Below are 20,322 nucleotides of genomic sequence, written 5' to 3'. Positions count from 1 at the left end.
CTTTCCTCCGGCTGCCTCTTACCCATTGTAGTCAAGGCGAGATCGGCCGGAGCGAGAGCGGGCTGGGAAAAAGTTACCGCAGGAGAAGAAATTTGTTTGCAATTACAAATGATAACGATTATCGTTAACTTGCTTTCGGGATATGACTTCCACTTTTTCCAGCGGTAGGTGAAGCCAGCTTGCGAAGGCACGACATTGCTCACATTGCTTCCAGAGTTTTTAGGCCGGCTTATGCCGGCCTTTTTTTTAGCTTATTACATCTCGAGCAGCCGTTTGACCAGTTTGCCGATGCCGATGTCGGCCTCGGTGATGTTTTTGGCCAGCATATAGGCAGGGGTGGAGATCACCTGATAATGGCTGTCTTCCACCACATCGGTCACCGCACAACCTATATGCTCGCCGCCCATGGCGGTGAAGGCCTCGGCCACGGTGGCTTCGGTGCCAATGGTGCCCTTGACCCCGGCGGGGTAGACGCGCGGCATCAGTATCGGCGAGATGCAGCAATAGCCGGCGGGTTTGCGTGCGGCCGCGAAGTCTTTGCAGACGCTCAGTACCTGGGGATCCACCTGCGCATCGGCGCCATGAACGGCGAAGTCGCACAGGTTCTTGGCGGCGCCGAAACCACCGGGCAGCAGCAGGGCATCGAAGTCGTCGACCTTCAGTTCGGTAAGGGGTTTGATGTCGCCGCGGGCGACGCGGGCAGCTTCTTCCAGCACATTACGGCTGCCGGGCTCTTCTTCGCCGCTGAGATGATTGACCACATGATGCTGGGGCTTGTCGGGGGCAAAGCACTGATAACCGGCTCCTTGTCTGGCCAGGTGCAGCAGACACAACACGGCCTCGTGAATTTCTGCTCCGTCATAGACGCCGCAGCCGCTTAAAATAACGGCAACTTTTTTCATGTCAGTCTCCTTGTTCGGCATTAAATTTGGCATTAAGAATTTGTGATCCAGCGCCGGGCGATCCGTCAGAACTATGCTAGCATTTATTTCGCTCAACAATTGTGCAGAACGTCGTTGTTGCCTATTTTCCACATTTCAAGATCCGCAGGCAAGATCCATATTTAAATTATAATTTATTGATAAATAAATGGTTTTTTATTTTATCAAGATCTTCCGTCGATCCGCTTTACACAGAGTTATCCACAGGCTGGTTCGGGGCCGCCGTGGTGTCGGCGGCCCGGCTGTGGCATGCTAGCGACCAACGCATTAACGAGAAAAACGTCATGGTTGCCATTCCTGCCAAACCCCTGATCCTGGTCGATGGATCTTCCTATCTGTACCGTGCCTATTTTGCTTCCCAGCAGGCAGATCTGAGAACCAGCGACGGCCGCCCCACCGGCGCCATTCGACTGGTCACCAACATGCTGCGCAGCCTGCACAAGCAGTTTCCCGACTCCCGGGTGACGGTGGTGTTCGACGCCAAGGGCAAGACCTTTCGCGACGATATCTATCCGGAATACAAGGCCCAGCGACCTTCGATGCCGGACGATCTGCGCAGTCAGGTCGCACCGATCCATGCCATCATCCGGGCCATGGGACTGCCGTTGCTGATCGAGGACGGGGTAGAGGCAGACGATGTTATCGGTACCCTGGCGCGACAGGCCACCGAGCAGCAGCTGGATGTGGTGATCAGCACCGGCGACAAGGATATGGCCCAGCTGGTATCGGATCATGTGCTGCTGATGGATACCATGAAGAACAGCTTCATGGACCGGAACGGCGTGGTGGAAAAATTCGGCGTGCCGCCGGAGTTGATCATCGATCTGCTGGCGTTGGTCGGTGACAAGGTGGACAACATTCCCGGCATGCCGGGTGTGGGCGAAAAAACCGCGCTGGCGCTGCTACAGGGGCTGGGATCCATCGACGAGATCGCCGCCAATACCGACAAGGTAGCCGCGTTGGGCTTTCGTGGCTCCAAGACCTTTGCCGCCAAATTTGTCGAGCATGAGGAAATGGTGCGCTTGTCCTACACACTGGCCACCATCAAGACCGACGTGGCGCTGGAGTGGGGCCCGGCGGACTTGCAGCAGAGCGAGCCGGACACCGAGGCCCTGAAAACCCTTTACCGTGAATACGAATTCCGCAACCTGCTGGAAGAGCTGGAGCCAGGCCTGGGCGATGCGCCGGCAAGAGAGCCGGCAAGAGAGCCGGCCATGGCCACCGACTATCAGACCCTGCTCACCGAAGCGCAGCTGACCGACTGGGTCGAGCGGCTGGCCCAGGCGCCTTATTTCGCCTTCGACACCGAAACCACCAGCCTCAACTACAGAGATGCGCGGGTGGTGGGCGTGTCTTTTGCCATCGAGCCGGGCCAGGCGGCCTATGTCCCCTTCGGGCACGACTATCTGGATGCGCCCGAGCAGCTGAGTGAAGCTGTAGTACTGGGAGCGCTCAAGCCGCTGCTGGAAGACGAGCGGCTCATCAAGTTGGGCCAGAACCTGAAGTACGATGCCAATGTGCTGAAAAATCACGGCATCGAATTGAAGGGTATTGGGCTGGATACCATGCTGGAGTCCTATGTGCTCAATTCGGTGCAGACCCGGCACGACATGGACAGCATGGCGGCGTTTTTCCTCAACCATAACACCATCTCGTTCGAGTCGATTGCGGGCAAGGGCGCCAAACAGCTGACCTTCAACCAGATACCGCTGGAGCAGGCCGGCCCCTATGCGGCGGAAGACGCCGATATCACGCTGCGGCTGCATCATCACCTGACGCCGATGCTTGCCGCCGATCCCGAGCTGCAGCAGGTGTTCAGTGATATCGAAATGCCGCTGGTACCGATTCTGGCGCAGATGGAATACACGGGGGTCGGCATCGACAGCGGCCTGCTGGCCGTTCAGAGCGACGAGATTGCCAAGCGGCTGAAAGAACTGGAGCTGGAAGCCTTCGAGCTGGCCGGCGAACCCTTCAACCTGGGCTCTCCCAAGCAGCTGGGCGAGATTCTGTTCAACAAGCTCGAACTGCCGGTGTTGAAGAAAACCCCCAAAGGAGCGCCGTCTACCGCCGAAGAGGTGCTGCAGGAGCTGGCCCTGGACTATCCGTTGCCTAAACTGCTGATGGAATACCGGGGTCTGAGCAAGCTCAAGTCCACCTATACCGACAAGCTGCCGCAGATGGTCAACGAGCACAGCGGCCGTATTCATACCTCTTATCATCAGGCCAATACCGCCACCGGCCGCCTGTCGTCTTCCGATCCCAATCTGCAGAATATCCCCATCCGTACCGCGGAAGGGCGGCGTATTCGCCAGGCCTTCGTGGCGGCACCCGGTTACAAGCTGGTGGCGGCGGATTACTCCCAGATTGAGTTGCGTATCATGGCGCACCTGTCCCGGGACAAGGGCCTGCTGGACGCCTTCGCCCAGGGGCTGGATATCCACAAGGCCACCGCCGCCGAGGTATTCGGCGTGGCGCTGGAGCAGGTGACTACCGAACAGCGTCGCCGGGCCAAGGCCATCAACTTCGGCCTGATCTACGGCATGAGCGCCTTCGGACTGTCGCGCCAGCTCGGCATTCCCCGTGCCGAATCACAGAGCTACATGGATATCTATTTCGAGCGGTATCCCGGTGTGTTGCGCTACATGGAAGACACCCGCACCCTGGCCGCCGACAAGGGCTATGTGTCCACCCTGTTCGGTCGCCGGCTGTATCTGCCGGAAATAAACGCCAAGAACGGCGCCCGCCGCAAGGGGGCCGAGCGAGCCGCCATCAATGCCCCCATGCAGGGTACCGCCGCCGACATCATCAAGAAGGCGATGATCAAGGTCGCCGGCTGGCTGGAGCAACAGGCGGATGATGAGGTACGCATGCTGATGCAGGTGCACGATGAACTGGTGTTCGAAATCCGGGCAGACAAGGTCGCGGACTTCAAGGAACAGATCCGCGCGCTGATGGAGCAGGCCGCCAGCCTGGATGTCCCCCTGCTGGTGGAAGCCGGCGAAGGCGACAACTGGGATCAGGCGCATTAACTATTGCGTGAAGAGTGAGAAGGAAAACACCTCACGCCTCACCATTTACTCCTCACGGCTTCTGGCTGGCATTTGCCAGCCGGGGTCGTTATCATCGAAGGCTGTTAGTCGGGGGGCCGCAAGGCTGAGACGGTCTTTGAACCGGACCCGCTGTACCTGATCCAGTTAATGCTGGCGTAGGGAACTAACGGGTAAACGTCAGTTTGCCGGTGGTTCCTTCGCCCGGAGGACCATAAGGATATGCCCAGTCACACCCCCTCAAGTCAGAAACCTGTGAATCACAAAGCGATAGTACTCACCATCGCCGGATCCGACAGCGGCGGCGGTGCCGGTATTCAGGCCGACATCAAGGCCATTTCTGCCACCGGCGGCTATGCCTGCTCGGTGATTACCGCCCTTACTGCCCAGAACACCCGTGGTGTCAGCGCCGTTCATCCGGTGCCCCAGGAGATGATACGGGCCCAGCTGGAGGCGGTATTCGGTGACCTGCAGGTCACTGCGGTCAAGGTCGGCATGCTCGGTGACAGCGCCACCATCAATACCGTGGCCGAGGTGTTGCGGCGTTATCGTCCGGCCCACCTGGTGGTGGACCCCGTGATGGTCACCGCCAATGGTGACATGCTGCTGGCCGAAGAGGCGGTGAACAGCCTGCGAGCAGAATTGCTGCCGTTGGCCGATGTGATCACCCCCAACCTGCCGGAGGCGGCGACGCTGATCGGCAGCCCCCTGCCGGCGACCCTGTCCGAAGTGGAGTCCCTGTTCGAGGGGCTGGCCGGTCTGGACTGTGCCGCCGTGCTGCTCAAGGGCGGTTTTCTGCAGCAGGAGTCGCGCAGCCCGGACTGGTTGCTGAGGGGCGGCGAGGTACGCTGTTTCGATACCCCCAGGGTGATCACCGCCAATACCCACGGTACCGGCTGCACCCTGTCGGCGGCGCTGGCCTGCTATCTGGGCCAGGGACTGTCCATGGATCTGGCGGTGTCCAGCGCCAAGCATTATATCGACAGAGCCATTCTGGCCGGTAGCACGCTGCGCATCGGCCAGGGGCGGGGGCCGGTGGAGCATTTTTTCGATCGCTGAGCTGCGCTCCGGGATTTATCGGCAGCAGAGTCGGCGCGTCCGGCTCTGCTTGTGTTTTATCGGGGCGGCTTGTAATATCGGCCGCCATAAAAACTCAAAAAAAAATCGATTAACTGATTGAAAACCAATCGAAACACTTCCTTACTATAGTCTGTGCGCTGTGCTTTTCTCCCCTCTCTCTTAGCTCATTCTATTGCCTGAACCGGCATGGAAAGGAGGCGTTTTTCTCATGCTTGTTGCTGTTATAGCTGGTTTTATTCTGGCGATGCTGGTGCCACGACTGACCCCCGTTATGGGGGTGAAAATTGGCTGGTGCCTGGCGGTGCTGCCAGCCGCCCTGTTCGGGTATTTCCTGACGTTCTGGCCGCAGGTGACCAGCGGCCAGGTGGTGCTGTTCAGTCATGAATGGATCCCCAGTCTGGGGATCAACCTCAATTTCATGGTCGATGGCCTCAGCCTGATGTTTGCGCTGCTGATCACCGGTATTGGCACCCTGATTTTTATCTATGCAGGCCGCTACCTGCAGGGCCATAAAGATATTCACAAGTTGCTGATGTATCTGTTGGCCTTCATGTCCGCCATGCTGGGGCTGGTGCTGTCCAGCAACCTGATTTCCCTGTTTGTATTCTGGGAGCTGACCAGCTTTACCTCTTATTTGCTGATCGGTTTCAACCACGAACAGGAAAAGGCCCGCAAGGCGGCGCTGCAGGGGTTCTTTATCACCGCCGGCGGAGGCCTGGCGCTGATGGCCGGCTTGATCCTGCTGGGGAGCATCGGCGGCAGCTTCGAGCTGAACGAGCTGCTGGCCGGAGGCACCAACATACAGCAGCACCCGCTGTTTCTGGCGATGATGGTGCTGGTGTTGCTGGGCACCTTCACCAAGTCGGCCCAGACCCCTTTTCATTTCTGGCTGCCCAACGCCATGGCGGCGCCGACCCCGGTCAGTGCCTATCTGCATTCGGCCACCATGGTCAAGGCCGGAGTCTACCTGATGGCCCGGCTGCAGCCGATGATGGCGGGCAGCGAGGCCTGGATGCTGACCCTGTCGCTGTTTGGCGGCGTGACCATGACGGTCGGCGCCCTGATGGCGGTGTGCAGCACGGATCTCAAGCGTATTCTCGCCTTTTCCACCATCATGGCTCTGGGCACCCTGACCATGCTTATCGGTATTGGCACGCCCCATGCGCTGGAAGCGGCCATGGTGTTCCTGCTGGCCCATGCGCTCTATAAGGGCGCGCTCTTCATGGCGGCGGGCACTCTGGACCACGCCACCGGCACCAAGGATGTGCGCGAGCTGGGTGGCCTGCGAAAACACATGCCGCAGACGGCGCTGTTCATCACCCTGGCGGCGTTGTCGCTGGCCGGTATTCCGCCCCTGTTCGGTTTTATCGCCAAGGAGCTGATGTTCGAATCGGCGCTGGGCGCGCCCTGGTTATCGAACCTGTTGATCGGGTTGTCGGTGATCACCGCCATCGGCATAGTGGCGGCGGCTGCCCTGGTGGCGATCAAACCCTTTTACGGGGCCTTGAAGCCCACGCCGAAAACGCCCCACGAAGCGCCGCTGTCGATGCGGCTGGGCTTTACCCTGCTGGCCATCGTCGGCCTCTTGCTGGGATTGATGCCAGGCCTGGTGTCTCCTCTGCTGCAGGCGGCGGTGACCGCCATCGACGGTGCACCGGCGGCCGAGCCGGAACTGGCGCTGTGGCATGGCTTCAACCTGCTCTTGCTGCTCAGTGCGCTGGCGTTGGTGGGTGGCGGACTCCTGTACCATTACTGGGAGCGGATACGTAATCCCCTGGCCGCCGCTCTCGGGCCCCTGGCATATGGTCCAGAACGGGGCTACGAGCGGATGATGGACGCGCTGGTAGCACTGGCCCGGTGGCAGACCCGGGTGCTGCAGAATGGCTACATGACTCGCTATATTCTGACCATATTGCTGACCACCATAGCGCTTCTGGCCTATACCTTCTGGTCTGAAGACGCCTTTGTCTACTCCCTGTCGTTTGAGGGGGTGCGCTTCTACGAGGTGGTGATCGCGGTGCTGATGGTGGTGGCGGTGATCTATGCCGGCGCTACCCACCTGCGGCTGGGCTCGGTAGCCGCCATCGGGGTGCTGGGGTTTGCCATGGCGATGATTTACGTGTTTTTCAGCGCCCCGGATTTGGCTATTACCCAGGTGCTGGTCGAAACCCTGACCGTGATCATGCTGGTGCTGGTGCTGTTTCGTCTGCCCGGCTTTCAGGACTTGTCCAGCCCGCTGGTACGCTGGCGCGATGCGGCCGTGGCCGGGACCTTCGGCGTGCTGGTGACCATGATGGTGCTCACCGTGAACCAGTCTTCTCTACCGGGCGAGGGCATTACCGCTTATCTGGTGGAAAACAGCTATGTGGCGGCGCACGGGCGCAATATCGTCAACGTCATCCTGGTCGATTTCCGGGCGCTGGACACCCTGGGTGAAATCTTCGTGCTGGCGCTGGCGGCGATCGGTGTCAATGCGATGATCCGCTTTCGCTGGGAGACCCAGAAATGAAGTCTGATACTTCCATCATACTGCAGACCGCCACCCGCTTGCTGGTGCCGCTGTTGCTGCTGTTTTCTATCTTCCTGCTGCTGCGCGGCCATAACGAGCCCGGGGGGGGGTTTATCGCCGGTCTGGTGGCGTCCAGCGCCTTTGCCCTACATTTGTTCGCCTTCGATGCCAGCAGCACCAAAAAGCTGCTGAAGGTGGAAAGCCAACTGCTGATGGGCGTGGGGCTGCTGCTGGCGCTGCTGAGCGGCATGATAGGCGTGATATTCCGGGGTCAGCCCTTTCTGACCAGCCAGTGGGCAACTCTTGATGTGCCGGGCATCGGCGAGCTGGCGGTGAGTACTCCGCTGCTGTTCGATATCGGTGTTTACCTGGTGGTGATCGGTGTGGTGTCGACCATATTGCTGTCACTGGACAAGGTGGGGGAATAAATGGAAAACCTGTTTGCTTTCGTGATTGGCGGTCTTTACGCCACGGCGCTGTTCATGATGCTGAGACGCAGCATCGTCAAACTGGTGATCGGGCTCATGATTTTGTCCAACGCCGCCAACCTGTTGATCCTGACCGGTGGCGGTCTGGTACGGGGTGCACCGCCGCTGATCCCGGACGGGCTCGAACGGGCGACCGGCCCCATGGCCGACCCGCTGCCCCAGGCGCTGATCCTGACCGCCATCGTTATCAGCTTCGGCGTGCTGGCCTTCGCCGTGGTGCTGATCCACCGGGCCTATGAAGTCATCGGTGCCGATGACATGAACGAAATGAAGAGCACAGACTTGTGAATATAGCCGTTATTCTACCTATTTTTATCCCCATGCTGGCCGGTGCCCTGACCCTGATCTGCTGGCGCTGGCGGCGGGTGCAACGCTGGCTGTCGGTGCTGTCCGGCGGCGGCCTGCTGCTGGCCTCACTCTATCTGTTTTCGCAAGTACGCCAGGAGGGTATTCTGGTGGCCTACGTCGGCAACTGGTCGGCACCTTATGGCATCACTCTGGTGGCGGATCTGCTCAGTGCCATCATGGTGCTGGTTACCGGCATCATAGGCCTGGCGGTGGCGATTTATTCGCTGGCCACCATGAGCCGCAACCACGAGGCCTTCGGCTATTACCCCTTGCTGCACCTGATGCTGGCCGGGGTGGTGGGCGCCTTTCTCACCGGCGACATCTTCAACCTTTATGTCTGGTTCGAGATCATGCTGGTGGCCTCGTTCGGCCTGATGATATTGGGCGGCGAGCGGGCGCAGATGGAGGGGGCACTCAAGTACGTGACCCTGAACCTGATCTCGTCGGCGCTGTTTCTGACCGCCGTCGGCCTGCTGTACGGCTACGCCGGCACCCTGAACATGGCGGATCTGGCGCTGAAGCTGGGCAATGGCGAACAGCCGGGGCTGGTAACGGTGATCGCCATGCTGTTTCTGGTGGCGTTTGGTATCAAGGCGGCGGCCTTTCCGTTGTTCTTCTGGCTGCCAGCTTCCTATCACACGCCGCCGGTGGCCATTTCGGCGGTATTCGCCGGTCTGCTGACCAAGGTCGGGGTCTATGCGCTGTATCGGGTGTTCAGCCTGATTTTCGTACAGGATGTGGAGCTGACGCACCATAACATACTGATGGGAATGGGGATTTTTACCATGCTGACCGGGGTGCTGGGGGCGGCGGCCCAGTTCGAGGTGCGCCGCATCCTCTCCTTCCATATCGTCAGTCAGATTGGCTACATGCTGGTGGGGCTGGCGCTGTTTACGCCGCTGGCCATCGCCGGTGGTATCTTCTACATTTTCCATCACATCATAGTGAAGACCAATCTGTTCCTGATCAGCGGCATCATGTATCGCTATCATGGCAGCTATGATCTGGCGCGGCTGGGTGGCTTGTACCGTTCCACCCCCTGGCTGGCGCTGCTGTTTTTGATCCCGGCCATGTCGCTGGCGGGGCTGCCGCCACTGTCGGGCTTTTTTGCCAAATACACGGTGATCAGGGCCGGTATCGAGGCCCAGTCCTGGCTGATGGTGGCTATCGCGCTTATCGTCGGTCTGCTGACCCTGTATTCGATGGTCAAGATCTGGGCCGAGGCCTTCTGGAAGCCGTTGCCGGAAGAGGCCAAGCCGCTGCGTGGCGCCGAGGATCCGAGCCGGTATGTCCTGTATCTGCCGGTATTGAGTCTGGCCTCGCTGACCCTGCTCATCGGCTTCGGTGCCGAGTGGTCCGTGCAACTGGCGATGGAGGCGGCGGATCAGCTGCTGACGCCGGCCGGTTATATCGAGGCAGTACTGGGAGTAAACCGATGAGAGCCTTTGGTTGGAATATGCTGCTGGCCCTGCTCTGGGTCATATTGTCCGGTAACTACAGTATCAGCAACCTGGTGGCCGGCATGTTGCTGAGCTATCTGGTGCTGGCCTTTGTGGCACGGGACAAGCCGACGTTTGCCAATTATTTCGGCAAGCTGCCGCAAATCATCCGTTTCGTCCTGTTTTTTATCTGGGATCTGGTCAAGGCCAACGCCCGGGTTGCCCATGATGTGCTGACGCCGACGCATCTGATGCGTCCCGGAGTGATCGCCATACCGCTGGATCTCAAGGATGATGCCGGCATTTCGCTGTTTGCCAACCTGATCACCGTCACCCCAGGTTCACTGACGCTGGATGTGTCCAGCGATCGCAAGGTGCTTTATGTGCACATGATGTACTTGGATAACGAGGCCCGTCAGCTGGCGGAATTGAAGGCTCTTGAGGCCCGTGTACTGAACTTGTTGAGATAAGCCGATGCTTGAGATTGCGATTATCCTATCCTTTGTGTTTTTGAGTATCGGGCTGGTGCTGGCAACGGTGCGGTTGCTGCGAGGCCCGACGCTGCCGGACCGAGTGGTGGCGCTGGAAGTCATCGCCTCGTTGACGGTGGGTTTTATCCTGCTGTACAGCGTCAGCTACGATGCGCCCCAGTTTATCGATGTGGCCATAGTGCTGGCCCTGACGTCCTTTATGACAGCCGTGGGTTTTGCCCGTTATCTGGAACGGGGAGGAGAGCGCCATGATGACTGAAATCATTACCAGCCTGCTGTTGCTGCTCGGCTCTTTTCTGATGTTGTTGTCCGGCATCGGTATTATCCGCATGCCGGATCTGCTGACCCGTATGCACGCCACCAGCAAGGCGGGTGCCCTGGGTATTGGTCTGATGGCCTGTGGCTTCGCGGTATTTTATGGCGACAATGTCAGCGTGGTGGTGCGTGCCCTAGCGGTGGTGGTGTTCGTCATCGTCACGGCGCCGGTGGCAGCCCACGTATTGGCCCGGGCCGGTTACTTCGTTGGTATCAAGCTGTGGGAAGGCACGGTCAAGGACGTGATCAAGGAACGCTACGATCTCAAGACTCACCGGCTGGGCAGCTCTCCCCGCCAGCGGGAAGAAGACTGATACAGGCGGCAAGACGGCCAAGCCGAAAGCTGTCAGCTTCAAGCGGCTCAGACTGGCTGGCAGCCCAACTGCCAGATGACCCTGATCTGTTCGGGTAGTTGAATGGGGTCGAAGGGTTTGGCGATAACGTCTATCGCGCCCATGGCCTTGTAGGCAGCAATTTCCTGGGGCTGGATCTTGGCGGTCATGAAGGCCACCGGCGTGTGTGCAAACTCGGGTATCTGGCGCAGGGCGCTCAGGGTGGAGGGGCCATCCATGCCCGGCATCATCACATCCAGCAGTATCAGGTCGGGCGCAAAGTCTGCGGCTTCTGCGATGGCCTGCTCGCCGGAGGCGCACAACAACACGGTGAAGCCCCCCACCAGCTCCAGCGCCAGCTGGGCTATTTCGCGAATATCATCGTCGTCTTCCACATAAAGGATACGCTGTGGGGCGTTCTGAGGCATGCTTACGTCCTTGTCTCGTCGGGTGGTACGGTCTTTTCTTCGATTGCATTATCGCTCTGATCTTCTGGCAGTTTTTCGGCCACCGGCCGCCATTTTTCGACATCCAGACCCGACCGGCGCAACATGCGCAATGCTTCCGGGGTATTCAGGCGGGATCCGACCCTGAGGGCGGCCAGGTGCATGATCAGCAAGGGTCGCTGTGAGGCATGGGTGGGTGCCACATGTATGGCCCCCACCAGCTCGCGCACCGGCAGCGGCAGTTTCCATTGCAGCTTGAGACGATTGCCATATTTGGCTCCCCACCGGGCTACCATCGTTGCTGTATCCGAATCTTTTATCTCGCCACCCTGGTTGATGAAGTCCTGTATCGCGCGTAATACCGCCAGCTCTCCGCTCCGGCTCAACAAGCCGGCGGTATAACAGCCCAAGCCATCCAGGCCGATACTCAGGGCCATGGCCCGGGCGACACCGGCGACTTGTTCGGCGGTGCCCAGATAGAGGCTGGCCTGTTCAATTAGTTGTTTATCGTGCAGTGAGCCGGTGATATCGAGTGACATTGCAACGGCACAGCGCAGCGCCATGTCGACCCCTATGGTAGTGATGGCTTCATCGAGCCGGGTAACTGGTTTGCCGCTGCGTTTCAGGGAAGCGCTGTTAGCCAGGTTCAGCAGCCTGGCAGACAATGCGGTTTCTGTTTTCCAGAGGCGGGTCAGCTCTACCGCAGAGAGATCATCGCTTTTGGCCAGCAGCGGCATTATGGCCCCCGGTTCAAGATCACTGGGTAGCCGGAGTGTTTCTGTCAGAGCATCTTCAAGCCAGCGATCCAGTGCATTTCGGGCCGATGACGGGGAAGATTCCGGGCCGGGTGTTTGCGTCTCGGCAGCCTTGACGGCGGTCAGCAGCGGCAGCAACCGTTTTTGCAGCATGGCCACATCGAAGGGTTTGGCAATAAACTCGTTGATACCATGGCGGGCAGCGGTCATCACACTATCACGGTCGGAGCTGGCGCTGACCATGACGATGGGAGTTTGTTTATCGGTGGCACGAATAAGTTTGACCAGTTCCAGGCCAGAGCCGTCCGGCAGGTGCCAATCACAGATTACCAGCTGCGCCTGTTGTTCTTCCCAGGCCCTCTTGGCCTCGGCGAGGTTGGCGGCATGACGCACCCGGACACCGATCATGGCGCCTGTCAGCACCGTATCCATCAGTTCTGCGGTCAGTTCATCATCTTCGAGAAGCAGTATATCCATGGTTTCCCCATGCCCCTATGACAGAGTAGAAGAAGCATAGCAGCTGACACCGTTACGGCCCCGTTGCTTTCTATCATAAAGCGCCTCGTCGGCGGCATTAAGCACCTGTTCGGCCTGAATAAACTGGTTCAGATTGGCGAGGCCGACACTGACGGTGACCCTGAATTCTCCCTCGCTGCTGTTAAAGCTCAGCTCGGCAAACTGATGACAGATTTCCTCGAACATGACGTTAGCTTGGGGAAGATCGCATTCGGGTAAAATCACCACGAATTCTTCCCCGCCGTAACGGCCCAGGTGATCGGTATTGCGTAGCCGCTTTTGCAGCAGGTTGGCCAGGGCCTTGATAACCCGGTCGCCCACGGTGTGGCCATGGGTGTCGTTGACCGACTTGAAATGATCCAGATCTAGCATGGCGACCGTGGTGCTGTGGCCCAGGCGCTGCACCCGGGCGTGTTCGTGGCTCAGGGCCTGTTTGATATGGGAGTGGTTGAGCAGGCCGGTCAGACCATCGCAGGACACCAGCTTGGAGAGCTGGCGAGCCCGGTAGCACAGAATGCGCACGGTCCGGATCAGCAGCCGATCGGAAATGGGTTTGGTGATGAATTCATCGGCACCCTGGGCCAGGGCCCTGAGTTGTTGATCCCTGTCCTGCTCGGAGGACAGATAGATGATCGGCAGGCTCAGCCATTCGGGCTCGAACCGGATCATCCGGGACAGGGTGACACCAGAGAAAGGAGGCATATGGATGTCCATCAGCACTATGTCGGGCCTGAATTCCGCCAGTGTGTCCAGCAGTCCCTTGGGATGGGACATGACGCGTACATCCATGCCGGCGTTGGTGAGCACCAGCCGGTAGTGCTCGGCCAGCTCTTCATCATCGTCCAGTAGCAGTACCTTGCCGCCTCCGGCCTGCTGCCGCTCCTGACTCAGCTGCTCTATACGTTCCGCCAGCCTGGGCACATCGGCCGGCAGGGTGAAGAGGCCACTGGCTCCAAGATCGGCCAGCCGGTAGCGAGAGGAAAAACCATCCTCCTCGCCGGTACAGAGAATAGGAACTTCCTTCTGCTGTAATCGCCGAGCCTGGCTGCGATTCCATTCGGAAATTTCCACCAGATGCCGAGCCAGGGCGATGATGGTGATGTTTTCATGCCAATGTTGTCTGGATATGTCGGCGGATTGGAGGCAGTGCCGGGTATTGAATCCGTAATGGGTCAGGGCGGTGGCCAGTTCGGTTAACGCTTCGCCCAGAACCAGCAGCTCCGTGTCCTGAGTATCGGAAACCACCGCTTTGCGTGGCACCGAAGCCGGGGGAGCTTCCCGGCCCTGCTGCAGCAAGTCGGCCAATTGGCTTAGTTGCCCGATAAAATCGGCATTGACGATATGCCGGACGTGAGCAGCCGAAAAATCGGGTCTCTCCAGCAGCGGCTTGATGCGTAGTTCAAGTACACTCGCGTGACGACCCAGTGCAACAAATCCAAAAGTACCGGAAGAGCCGGACAGTCGATGGAGCAGTTGGTAAAGGGCGAGCAGGTTGCCATGGGTCGGTTCACCGGTATGCCAGGTCCGCAGATTCCGGAGCATGTCGTCCAGTTGGCTGGCCGTTCTGTCGGCAAATCGGGTTTTCAGTAACATGAGTCGGTTATCAATCGCGGTCACTTCTGACGCCATTCAATTCTCCAGAGTTCATCTTGTGTCGCGCAACCCGAGTGAGTTGGATAGCCAGGATCAGTATATGCTGATAAGTTTCGTATGACACTTGATCTGATACTGATAGCCTAAGCTATACATTAATCCGCTGTCGCATGCCATCACAAGGAAGAGAGCGATCATGCGTTTATCGCTGAAGGGAAGAATTGCACTGATTATTCTGGCCGGGGCCCTGTTCACCGTGGTGGCAGTGCTGGCGACGGCCTATCATTCGCTGGTGGATGATTTTGAACGGCTGCTGAGTGAGCGACAGGCTCAGGAAACGGTGAGGGCGGCGGAACAGGTCGAGCAGATGCTGGCACTCAGGATGCATGCTCTGGAAAGTGTCAGTGGTCAGCTGTCCAATGGTCGACAGCTGGACTCTGCGGCGAAACTGACCGCAACGATAGAGCGGCAGCGAAATTTACAGCGGTTTTTTCCGGGTGGACTGGTGGTAATGGACAGTGGCGGCACCGCCATCGCCGAAAGCGTATTGGTGCCGGGGCGGCTGGGAACCAACTATGCAGACAGGAGCCATTTCAGGCAAATGCAGGAGACCCGTAAACCGGTGATCAGTCATCCCATTATCGGCCGGACCACGGGGGCACCGCTGATTTCCTTCTTGAGTCCGATTCTGTCGGATGAGGGCGATTTGTTGGGAATCTTGAGTGGCGTGATCAATCTGGCGAACACATCCATTCTGCCGAAACGACAGATCGACGAGGCCCGGCGCGACGGGGTTATCTTCAAGATTCTGGATACCGATAACCTGGTCTATGTCTATAACGGGGCCGATTTATCTACCGAGCTGCAACCTCTGCCACCCCCCCGGGAAAACCCGCTGATCGATGCGGCCCTGTCCGGTTTCGGTGTCGGGGTATCCGAGCAGGGTGACGAGCAGCGGCTGGTGTTTGCCAGCACGCACCTGCAGCAACTGGGCTGGATTTTTGTACGCGCCGTGCCTTATGAGCAGGCGATAGCGCCGGCCCGGGCCTTTTTTCTGCGTTTTGCGGGCATCAGTGTGCTGATTGGTGGTGCTCTGGCTCTGGTGGCGTTCTGGCTGGCCTGGACCGCGATGCGACCACTCGAGTCCATGACCCGGCAAATTCGGATGATGGCGACTCAGGCCAGAAACAACCAGCCGTTGCCGGAAACCGGAGTGAGCGAGGTGGCGGGCCTGGCCCGGGCCTTCAATCGGCTGACGGCGGAGCGAAAGGCACTGAGCGAAATTAAAGATGACTTTGTGGCGGTGGTCAGCCACGAACTGCGCACACCACTGACCTCCATCAATGGTGCCTTGAGGCTGATGGAGTCGGGGGCGACGGGCTCTCTGCCGGACCAGGCCGGTCAGCTGACGACGCTGGCGTTACGTAACGGCGAGCGGCTGCAGGTCATCATCAACGACCTGCTGGACTTCAATAAATTGAGCACCGGCAAGATGGTGCTGGCTCCGGTACTCAGCAATGTAACCGAGCTGGTGGATGACGCCGTTTCCGGCAATGCGCCCATGGCGGCTGCGTACCGGGTGCAGGTACGCAGCCAGGCGGCCTCGTTGCTGCAGGCCAGCGTTGACCCGCTTCGGCTGCGACAGATACTGGATAATCTGATCAGCAATGCCATCAAGTTTTCCCCCGCCGGCGGCTGGATTACGGTCAGAGCCGAGCGGGTCAGGCAGGACAGGCTGCGGATTACCGTCAGCGATCAGGGTGGGGGTATTCCCGACGAGTTCAAGTGTCGCTTGTTCGAGCGCTTCGCTCAGGCCGAACACGGCACCATGCGGGCGAGTCGGGGCACCGGCCTGGGCTTGACTATCTGCAAGGAGCTGGTGGAGCTGATGCAGGGGAACATCGGTTATTACAACAGTGACGGGGCCCATGTGTGGGTGGAGCTTCCGATGATGTCACCGGACGATAACGGCGGTGCCGAAAGCCAGGCGGACGAGGAAGCGAATAATGATAACGCCATCTACACCCAGTAATGAATGGCAACGGCTGCAGGCATTGCTGAACACCGGGCTGCTGGATACGCCGCCCGAGGCGCGCTTCGACCGGCTGACCCGGATTGCCCGGCAGAGTTTCGGTGTCGAAATAGCCCTGGTATCGCTGGTGGATGGCGAACGACAGTGGTTCAAGTCGGCTCAGGGAGTGGATGTCTGTGAAACCGGTCGGGATATCTCCTTCTGTGGTCATGCCATTCTGAACAAGGACGTCTTCGTGGTGGAGGATGCCCTGGAGGACCGGTGCTTCTTCGATAATCCACTGGTGACCGAGGCGCCCTACATTCGCTTTTATGCCGGCGCTCCGCTACACACCCTCGATGGCTACCGGATCGGCACTCTCTGCATTATCGACAGTCAGCCGCGCACTTTCGGCGCCAGAGACTCGATTCTGTTGCGGGAACTGGCCGACTGTGTGGAAGAACAGATCAACCAGCGGCAGCTGGCTGCATTGAAAGACAGCCTAAAGGCGAGTGAATATCGTGCCCAGCTGATTATCGAAGGCGGTAATATTGGTACCTGGCAGTGTGATCTGCAAAGCGGTGACTGTTCCTTCAATGAGCGCTGGGCCGAGATGCTGGGCTATCGGCTGGCAGAGCTGGGAAAGCCGAACATCGATACCTGGCGACGGCGGGTTCACCCGGATGATCTGGTGCAGGCCAATACTTTGCTGGAGCGGCATCTGGCAGGCAGGGAGGCGCTTTTCGAATGCCGATGCCGGATGAAACACAAGGATGGGCACTGGCTCTGGGTACACAGCCGGGGGCGGGTGTTCAGTCGTACCGAAGGTGGCCAGCCGTTGATGATTTACGGCACTCATGTAGATGTCAGTGCCGAGTACGAGGCGGTGGTTCAGTTGGAGCGCAAGAACCAGGCGCTGGCCCTGCTCAACCGCATGGCCTTCGACCTGACCGGCACCCTGGATGAGAAAATCCATCAGGCGCTGACGCTGGGCCGTGAGTATCTGCGGCTCGAGATAGGTATCGTCAGCGAGATTATCGGTGATGTGTATGCAGTGCGTTGGGTCGCGGCCCCGGCAGGCCTGGGCATTGAGCCCGGCCTGCATTTTGCGGTGCCCGATACCTACTGTAACCTGTTGCTGCAGCAGCAGGCGGGAGTGCTGGCGATCGATCATATGGGGCTCTCGCCTTACCGGCAGGCGTCATGCTACAGGAACATGGGGCTGGAGACCTATATCGCCATTCGGCTGGAAGTGGACGGGCAACTGTTCGGCACCCTCAATTTTTCGTCCGGCCCGGTACGAGAGCAGCCCTTCGACGACACCGACCGCATGTTTCTCGGGCTCTTGGCCCACTGGCTGGGGGAGTTGCTGAGTAACAAGGCGCATCAGGAACGACTGGACAAGCTGGTGGAGCAACTGCCTGGCATGCTGTATCAGTTCCGGCTCTGGCCCGACGGCCACAGCACCTTGCCCTATAGCAGCAAGGGTATAGAGCAGATGTATCGGACGACGGCCGACGCGGCCCGATTCGATGCCGGCCGGCTCTTCGAACGGATTTATCCGGATGATCTGGCATCGGTAACCGAGTCTGTCAGCGTATCGGAACAGCATCTGTCTACCTGGCATATCCAGTATCGGGTGGTGCAGGAGGACGGTTCCCTGCGCTGGGTGGAAGGGCGGGCCCGGCCCGAGCGGCTGGAAGATGGCAGTACCATCTGGCATGGCTACCAGGTTGATATCCAACATGAAAAACAGGTGGAGCTGGCACGAACCGCCAGCGAGCAGCGGCTGCGGGGGCTGTTCGAGTTGTCTTCCATCGGTATTGCCCTCAACGATTTTTTTACCGGCGAATTCATCGATGTCAACCAGGCCCTGCTGGACGCGACTGGGCTCGACAAGGCATCGTTGCTGGCGCTGGATTATCGGGCGCTGACGCCGTCGGAATATGCAGAGACAGATAAACTGGCGTTGGAGGAGCTGAAGCTCAATGGGCGTTATGCTCCCTACGAAAAGGAATATTTTCACCGGGATGGCTCCCGTTTTCCGGTGCGTCAGCAGGGAATGGTCATCAATGACGCCAGTGGCAGGCTATTGCTCTGGTCGCTGGTGGAAGATATTTCCGAGCTGAAGAAGGTGGAACTTATGCAGAAGGAGTTTGTAGCCACCGTGAGCCACGAACTGCGCACGCCGCTGACCTCCATCACAGGATCGCTCGGGTTGCTGACCCAGGGTGTGCTGGGCGACTTGCCGCCGAAAGCCGGGCAGATGGTGCGGGTGGCGCATAACAACAGTCAGCGGTTGAATCTGTTGATCAACGACCTGCTTGATATGGAAAAACTGGTGGCCGGTAAAATGCAGTTTGATCTGCAAAGTCATGATCTGGCCGAACTGGTGCATGAAGCGGTGGAAATGAACGGCCCGTTGGGCAAAGAGCGGGGGGTGTGGCTGGAGCTGCGTGGACGGGAGGACGGTGCCCGCGTCCTGGCCGACCGGGATAGGCTGTTGCAGGCGTTGTCCAACCTGCAGTCCAACGCCATCAAGTTTTCACCCGATCAGGGCATGGTCACTGTGTCTACCGTGCGCAGCGGCCCCGGCATGCTGCGTATTCTGGTTCGGGATCGGGGAGAAGGGATCCCCGAGTCTTTTTACCCGCGTATTTTTCAGAAATTTGCTCAGGCCGACAGCTCGGATACCCGCAAGAAAGGTGGCACCGGGCTGGGGCTGGCCATTACCCGGGAGCTGATGGAGCGGATGGAAGGCGGCGTCGGCTTCGAGTCGATACCGGGGCAGGGTGCCTGTTTCTGGCTGGATATACCCGAGGCCTCCTGATAACACAGGCAGGTCATTCGTTTCGTTGATCAACAAGGATCCCACCGCCATGGGATCCTTGCCGGTATTTATTATTTCACTTCGAAGCCGTAGGCGTAGGGATCTTCGCTGTCCACCCAGATGGTGTTGTGTCCTGTGACCCGAGCCCAGCCCTGAACGCTGGGCATGATGGCGGGATAGTCTCCCACGCTGGCTTCGCTTTCCACCCGCCCGACAAACAGACTACCGATAATGCTTTCATGTACAAACTCATCGCCAATCGCGAGTTTGCCTCTGGCTACCCATTGCGCCATGCGGGCGCTGGTACCGGTACCGCAGGGAGATCGATCGATAGCCCGGTCGCCATAAAACACCGCATTGCGGGCATGGGCACCCGGCCGGGTTGGCTGGCCGGTCCACATTACATGGCTGGCGCCGCGTACGGTAGGATCCAGCGGATGAACGCAGTCCACCACCTTGTTGATTGCCTCCCGCACCCTGGGTGAATAATGCAGCACCTGATCGGCGCTGAATGATTCTAAACCTGGAAAATTAGCCTGAGGATCGACAATGGTGTAGTAATTTCCTCCATAAGAGACATCCACGGTCAGCTCCCCCAACCCTTCCACCTCTATGGTGACATCCTTGTGTGCCAGGTAGCTGGCCACGTTATAGATACGTACCTTTTCTACCTTGCTGCCGTTTTGCTCGTAGTCGATACGGATCTGCCCTGCGGGTACGTCCAGAATCAGTTTACCCGGAGTTTTCGGGCTGATCAGGCCATGCTCGATGGCGCTGGTGACCGTGCCTATGGTGCCGTGACCACACATGGGCAGGCAGCCACTTGTTTCGATAAACAGAATGGATGCATCGGCCTGTTCACTACACGGGGGGTAAAGAACAGAGCCGGACATCATCGAATGTCCACGAGGCTCAAACATCAGTGCCTGGCGGATCCAGTCGTGATGAGCCAGAAAATCCTGCCGTTTTTCGCTCATGTTGCTGCCTTGTAATGCAGGATAACCTCCTGCCACCAGCCTTACAGGGTTGCCACATGTGTGGGCATCTATACAGAAAAAAGTTCCTTCGCGCATCTAATGTCTCTCCTTTTGATGATATCGACTTGTGAGATCTGGATCATGATTTTACAAATCATTAACCAGAACCTCTGGCATCTAGGTATAAGTTGTATATTTTATACA

The 20,322-nt window shown here is 58.7% G+C and carries 16 protein-coding genes and 1 riboswitch; of the genes, 11 read left to right on the top strand and 5 right to left on the bottom strand.

Going from position 1 to position 20,322, the window contains the following annotated elements; genetic code table 11:
- Positions 1-254: 254 nt before the first annotated feature.
- Positions 255-902, bottom strand: coding sequence for an isoprenoid biosynthesis glyoxalase ElbB (gene elbB / locus ACLEIV_RS07370; RefSeq protein ID WP_410455998.1), 648 nt, complete (start codon positions 900-902; stop codon positions 255-257).
- 323 nt (positions 903-1,225) lie between these two features.
- On the opposite strand from elbB, the gene polA reads away from it, so the two are divergent.
- The 9 genes from polA (at position 1,226) to mnhG (ending at position 10,972) form a co-directional block, all read left to right on the top strand.
- Complete coding sequence (gene polA, locus ACLEIV_RS07365) at positions 1,226-3,970, top strand: DNA polymerase I (protein WP_410455997.1); 2,745 nt, start codon at positions 1,226-1,228, stop codon at positions 3,968-3,970.
- A 99-nt stretch (positions 3,971-4,069) separates the two neighbouring features.
- A riboswitch (TPP riboswitch) is annotated at positions 4,070-4,170 on the top strand.
- 73 nt (positions 4,171-4,243) lie between these two features.
- On the top strand, positions 4,244-5,047 hold the full coding sequence (thiD, locus tag ACLEIV_RS07360) for a bifunctional hydroxymethylpyrimidine kinase/phosphomethylpyrimidine kinase (protein WP_410455996.1): 804 nt from the start codon (positions 4,244-4,246) through the stop codon (positions 5,045-5,047).
- A gap of 229 nt (positions 5,048-5,276) precedes the next feature.
- On the top strand, positions 5,277-7,577 hold the full coding sequence (locus tag ACLEIV_RS07355; protein WP_410455995.1) for a putative monovalent cation/H+ antiporter subunit A: 2,301 nt from the start codon (positions 5,277-5,279) through the stop codon (positions 7,575-7,577).
- Positions 7,574-8,005, top strand: a complete 432-nt coding sequence (locus tag ACLEIV_RS07350; RefSeq protein WP_410455994.1) for a Na+/H+ antiporter subunit B — start codon at positions 7,574-7,576, stop codon at positions 8,003-8,005. Before ACLEIV_RS07355 ends, ACLEIV_RS07350 begins: the two co-directional genes overlap by 4 nt.
- Entirely contained in the window at positions 8,006-8,353 is a 348-nt protein-coding gene (locus ACLEIV_RS07345) for a Na+/H+ antiporter subunit C (protein WP_410455993.1), read from the top strand.
- Positions 8,350-9,852 carry a Na+/H+ antiporter subunit D gene (locus tag ACLEIV_RS07340; RefSeq protein ID WP_410455992.1) on the top strand — a complete coding sequence of 501 codons (1,503 nt, stop codon included), beginning with the start codon at positions 8,350-8,352 and terminating at the stop codon, positions 9,850-9,852. The genes ACLEIV_RS07345 and ACLEIV_RS07340 overlap by 4 nt, the downstream gene beginning before the upstream one ends.
- Positions 9,849-10,322, top strand: coding sequence for a Na+/H+ antiporter subunit E (locus tag ACLEIV_RS07335; protein WP_410455991.1), 474 nt, complete (start codon positions 9,849-9,851; stop codon positions 10,320-10,322). Before ACLEIV_RS07340 ends, ACLEIV_RS07335 begins: the two co-directional genes overlap by 4 nt.
- Before the next feature lie 4 nt (positions 10,323-10,326).
- Positions 10,327-10,602 carry an MrpF/PhaF family protein gene (locus ACLEIV_RS07330; protein WP_410455990.1) on the top strand — a complete coding sequence of 92 codons (276 nt, stop codon included), beginning with the start codon at positions 10,327-10,329 and terminating at the stop codon, positions 10,600-10,602.
- A complete protein-coding gene (mnhG, locus tag ACLEIV_RS07325) occupies positions 10,592-10,972 on the top strand; it encodes a monovalent cation/H(+) antiporter subunit G (protein WP_410455989.1) in 381 nt (126 codons plus the stop codon). The genes ACLEIV_RS07330 and mnhG overlap by 11 nt, the downstream gene beginning before the upstream one ends.
- A gap of 47 nt (positions 10,973-11,019) precedes the next feature.
- Here mnhG and ACLEIV_RS07320 read toward each other — a convergent pair whose 3' ends face one another.
- The 3 genes from ACLEIV_RS07320 to ACLEIV_RS07310 are packed head-to-tail and all read right to left on the bottom strand — an operon-like array spanning position 11,020 to position 14,336.
- Complete coding sequence (locus ACLEIV_RS07320; protein WP_410455988.1) at positions 11,020-11,418, bottom strand: response regulator; 399 nt, start codon at positions 11,416-11,418, stop codon at positions 11,020-11,022.
- A gap of 2 nt (positions 11,419-11,420) precedes the next feature.
- Positions 11,421-12,668 carry a response regulator gene (locus tag ACLEIV_RS07315; RefSeq protein ID WP_410455987.1) on the bottom strand — a complete coding sequence of 416 codons (1,248 nt, stop codon included), beginning with the start codon at positions 12,666-12,668 and terminating at the stop codon, positions 11,421-11,423.
- Positions 12,669-12,683: 15 nt separating this feature from the next.
- On the bottom strand, positions 12,684-14,336 hold the full coding sequence (locus ACLEIV_RS07310; RefSeq protein WP_410455986.1) for a GGDEF domain-containing response regulator: 1,653 nt from the start codon (positions 14,334-14,336) through the stop codon (positions 12,684-12,686).
- A gap of 160 nt (positions 14,337-14,496) precedes the next feature.
- Here ACLEIV_RS07310 and ACLEIV_RS07305 point away from each other — a divergent pair, with 160 nt between their 5' ends.
- Positions 14,497-16,332 carry a sensor histidine kinase gene (locus ACLEIV_RS07305; protein WP_410455985.1) on the top strand — a complete coding sequence of 612 codons (1,836 nt, stop codon included), beginning with the start codon at positions 14,497-14,499 and terminating at the stop codon, positions 16,330-16,332.
- Positions 16,307-19,141, top strand: a complete 2,835-nt coding sequence (locus ACLEIV_RS07300; RefSeq protein ID WP_410455984.1) for a PAS domain-containing protein — start codon at positions 16,307-16,309, stop codon at positions 19,139-19,141. Before ACLEIV_RS07305 ends, ACLEIV_RS07300 begins: the two co-directional genes overlap by 26 nt.
- 71 nt (positions 19,142-19,212) lie before the next feature.
- On the opposite strand, the gene ACLEIV_RS07295 is transcribed toward ACLEIV_RS07300, so the two are convergent.
- Positions 19,213-20,214 (bottom strand): 4-hydroxyproline epimerase, encoded by a 1,002-nt coding sequence (locus ACLEIV_RS07295; protein WP_410455983.1) that lies wholly within the window; start codon positions 20,212-20,214, stop codon positions 19,213-19,215.
- Positions 20,215-20,322: the final 108 nt, after the last annotated feature.

The sequence above is a fragment of the Oceanisphaera submarina genome, assembly GCF_046521305.1.
Taxonomy (GTDB): Bacteria; Pseudomonadota; Gammaproteobacteria; order Enterobacterales; family Aeromonadaceae; genus Oceanimonas; species Oceanimonas submarina.
This window is presented reverse-complemented; position numbering and strand designations above follow the sequence as displayed.

Coding starts and splice junctions, on each gene's coding strand:
- elbB (WP_410455998.1), bottom strand. CDS start 902: ATGAAAAAAGTTGCCGTTATTTTAAGCGGCTGCGGCGTCTATGACGGA.
- polA (WP_410455997.1), top strand. CDS start 1,226: ATGGTTGCCATTCCTGCCAAACCCCTGATCCTGGTCGATGGATCTTCC.
- ACLEIV_RS07355 (WP_410455995.1), top strand. CDS start 5,277: ATGCTTGTTGCTGTTATAGCTGGTTTTATTCTGGCGATGCTGGTGCCA.
- ACLEIV_RS07350 (WP_410455994.1), top strand. CDS start 7,574: ATGAAGTCTGATACTTCCATCATACTGCAGACCGCCACCCGCTTGCTG.
- ACLEIV_RS07345 (WP_410455993.1), top strand. CDS start 8,006: ATGGAAAACCTGTTTGCTTTCGTGATTGGCGGTCTTTACGCCACGGCG.
- ACLEIV_RS07335 (WP_410455991.1), top strand. CDS start 9,849: ATGAGAGCCTTTGGTTGGAATATGCTGCTGGCCCTGCTCTGGGTCATA.
- ACLEIV_RS07330 (WP_410455990.1), top strand. CDS start 10,327: ATGCTTGAGATTGCGATTATCCTATCCTTTGTGTTTTTGAGTATCGGG.
- mnhG (WP_410455989.1), top strand. CDS start 10,592: ATGATGACTGAAATCATTACCAGCCTGCTGTTGCTGCTCGGCTCTTTT.
- ACLEIV_RS07320 (WP_410455988.1), bottom strand. CDS start 11,418: ATGCCTCAGAACGCCCCACAGCGTATCCTTTATGTGGAAGACGACGAT.
- ACLEIV_RS07315 (WP_410455987.1), bottom strand. CDS start 12,668: ATGGATATACTGCTTCTCGAAGATGATGAACTGACCGCAGAACTGATG.
- ACLEIV_RS07310 (WP_410455986.1), bottom strand. CDS start 14,336: ATGGCGTCAGAAGTGACCGCGATTGATAACCGACTCATGTTACTGAAA.
- ACLEIV_RS07305 (WP_410455985.1), top strand. CDS start 14,497: ATGCGTTTATCGCTGAAGGGAAGAATTGCACTGATTATTCTGGCCGGG.
- ACLEIV_RS07300 (WP_410455984.1), top strand. CDS start 16,307: ATGATAACGCCATCTACACCCAGTAATGAATGGCAACGGCTGCAGGCA.
- ACLEIV_RS07295 (WP_410455983.1), bottom strand. CDS start 20,214: ATGCGCGAAGGAACTTTTTTCTGTATAGATGCCCACACATGTGGCAAC.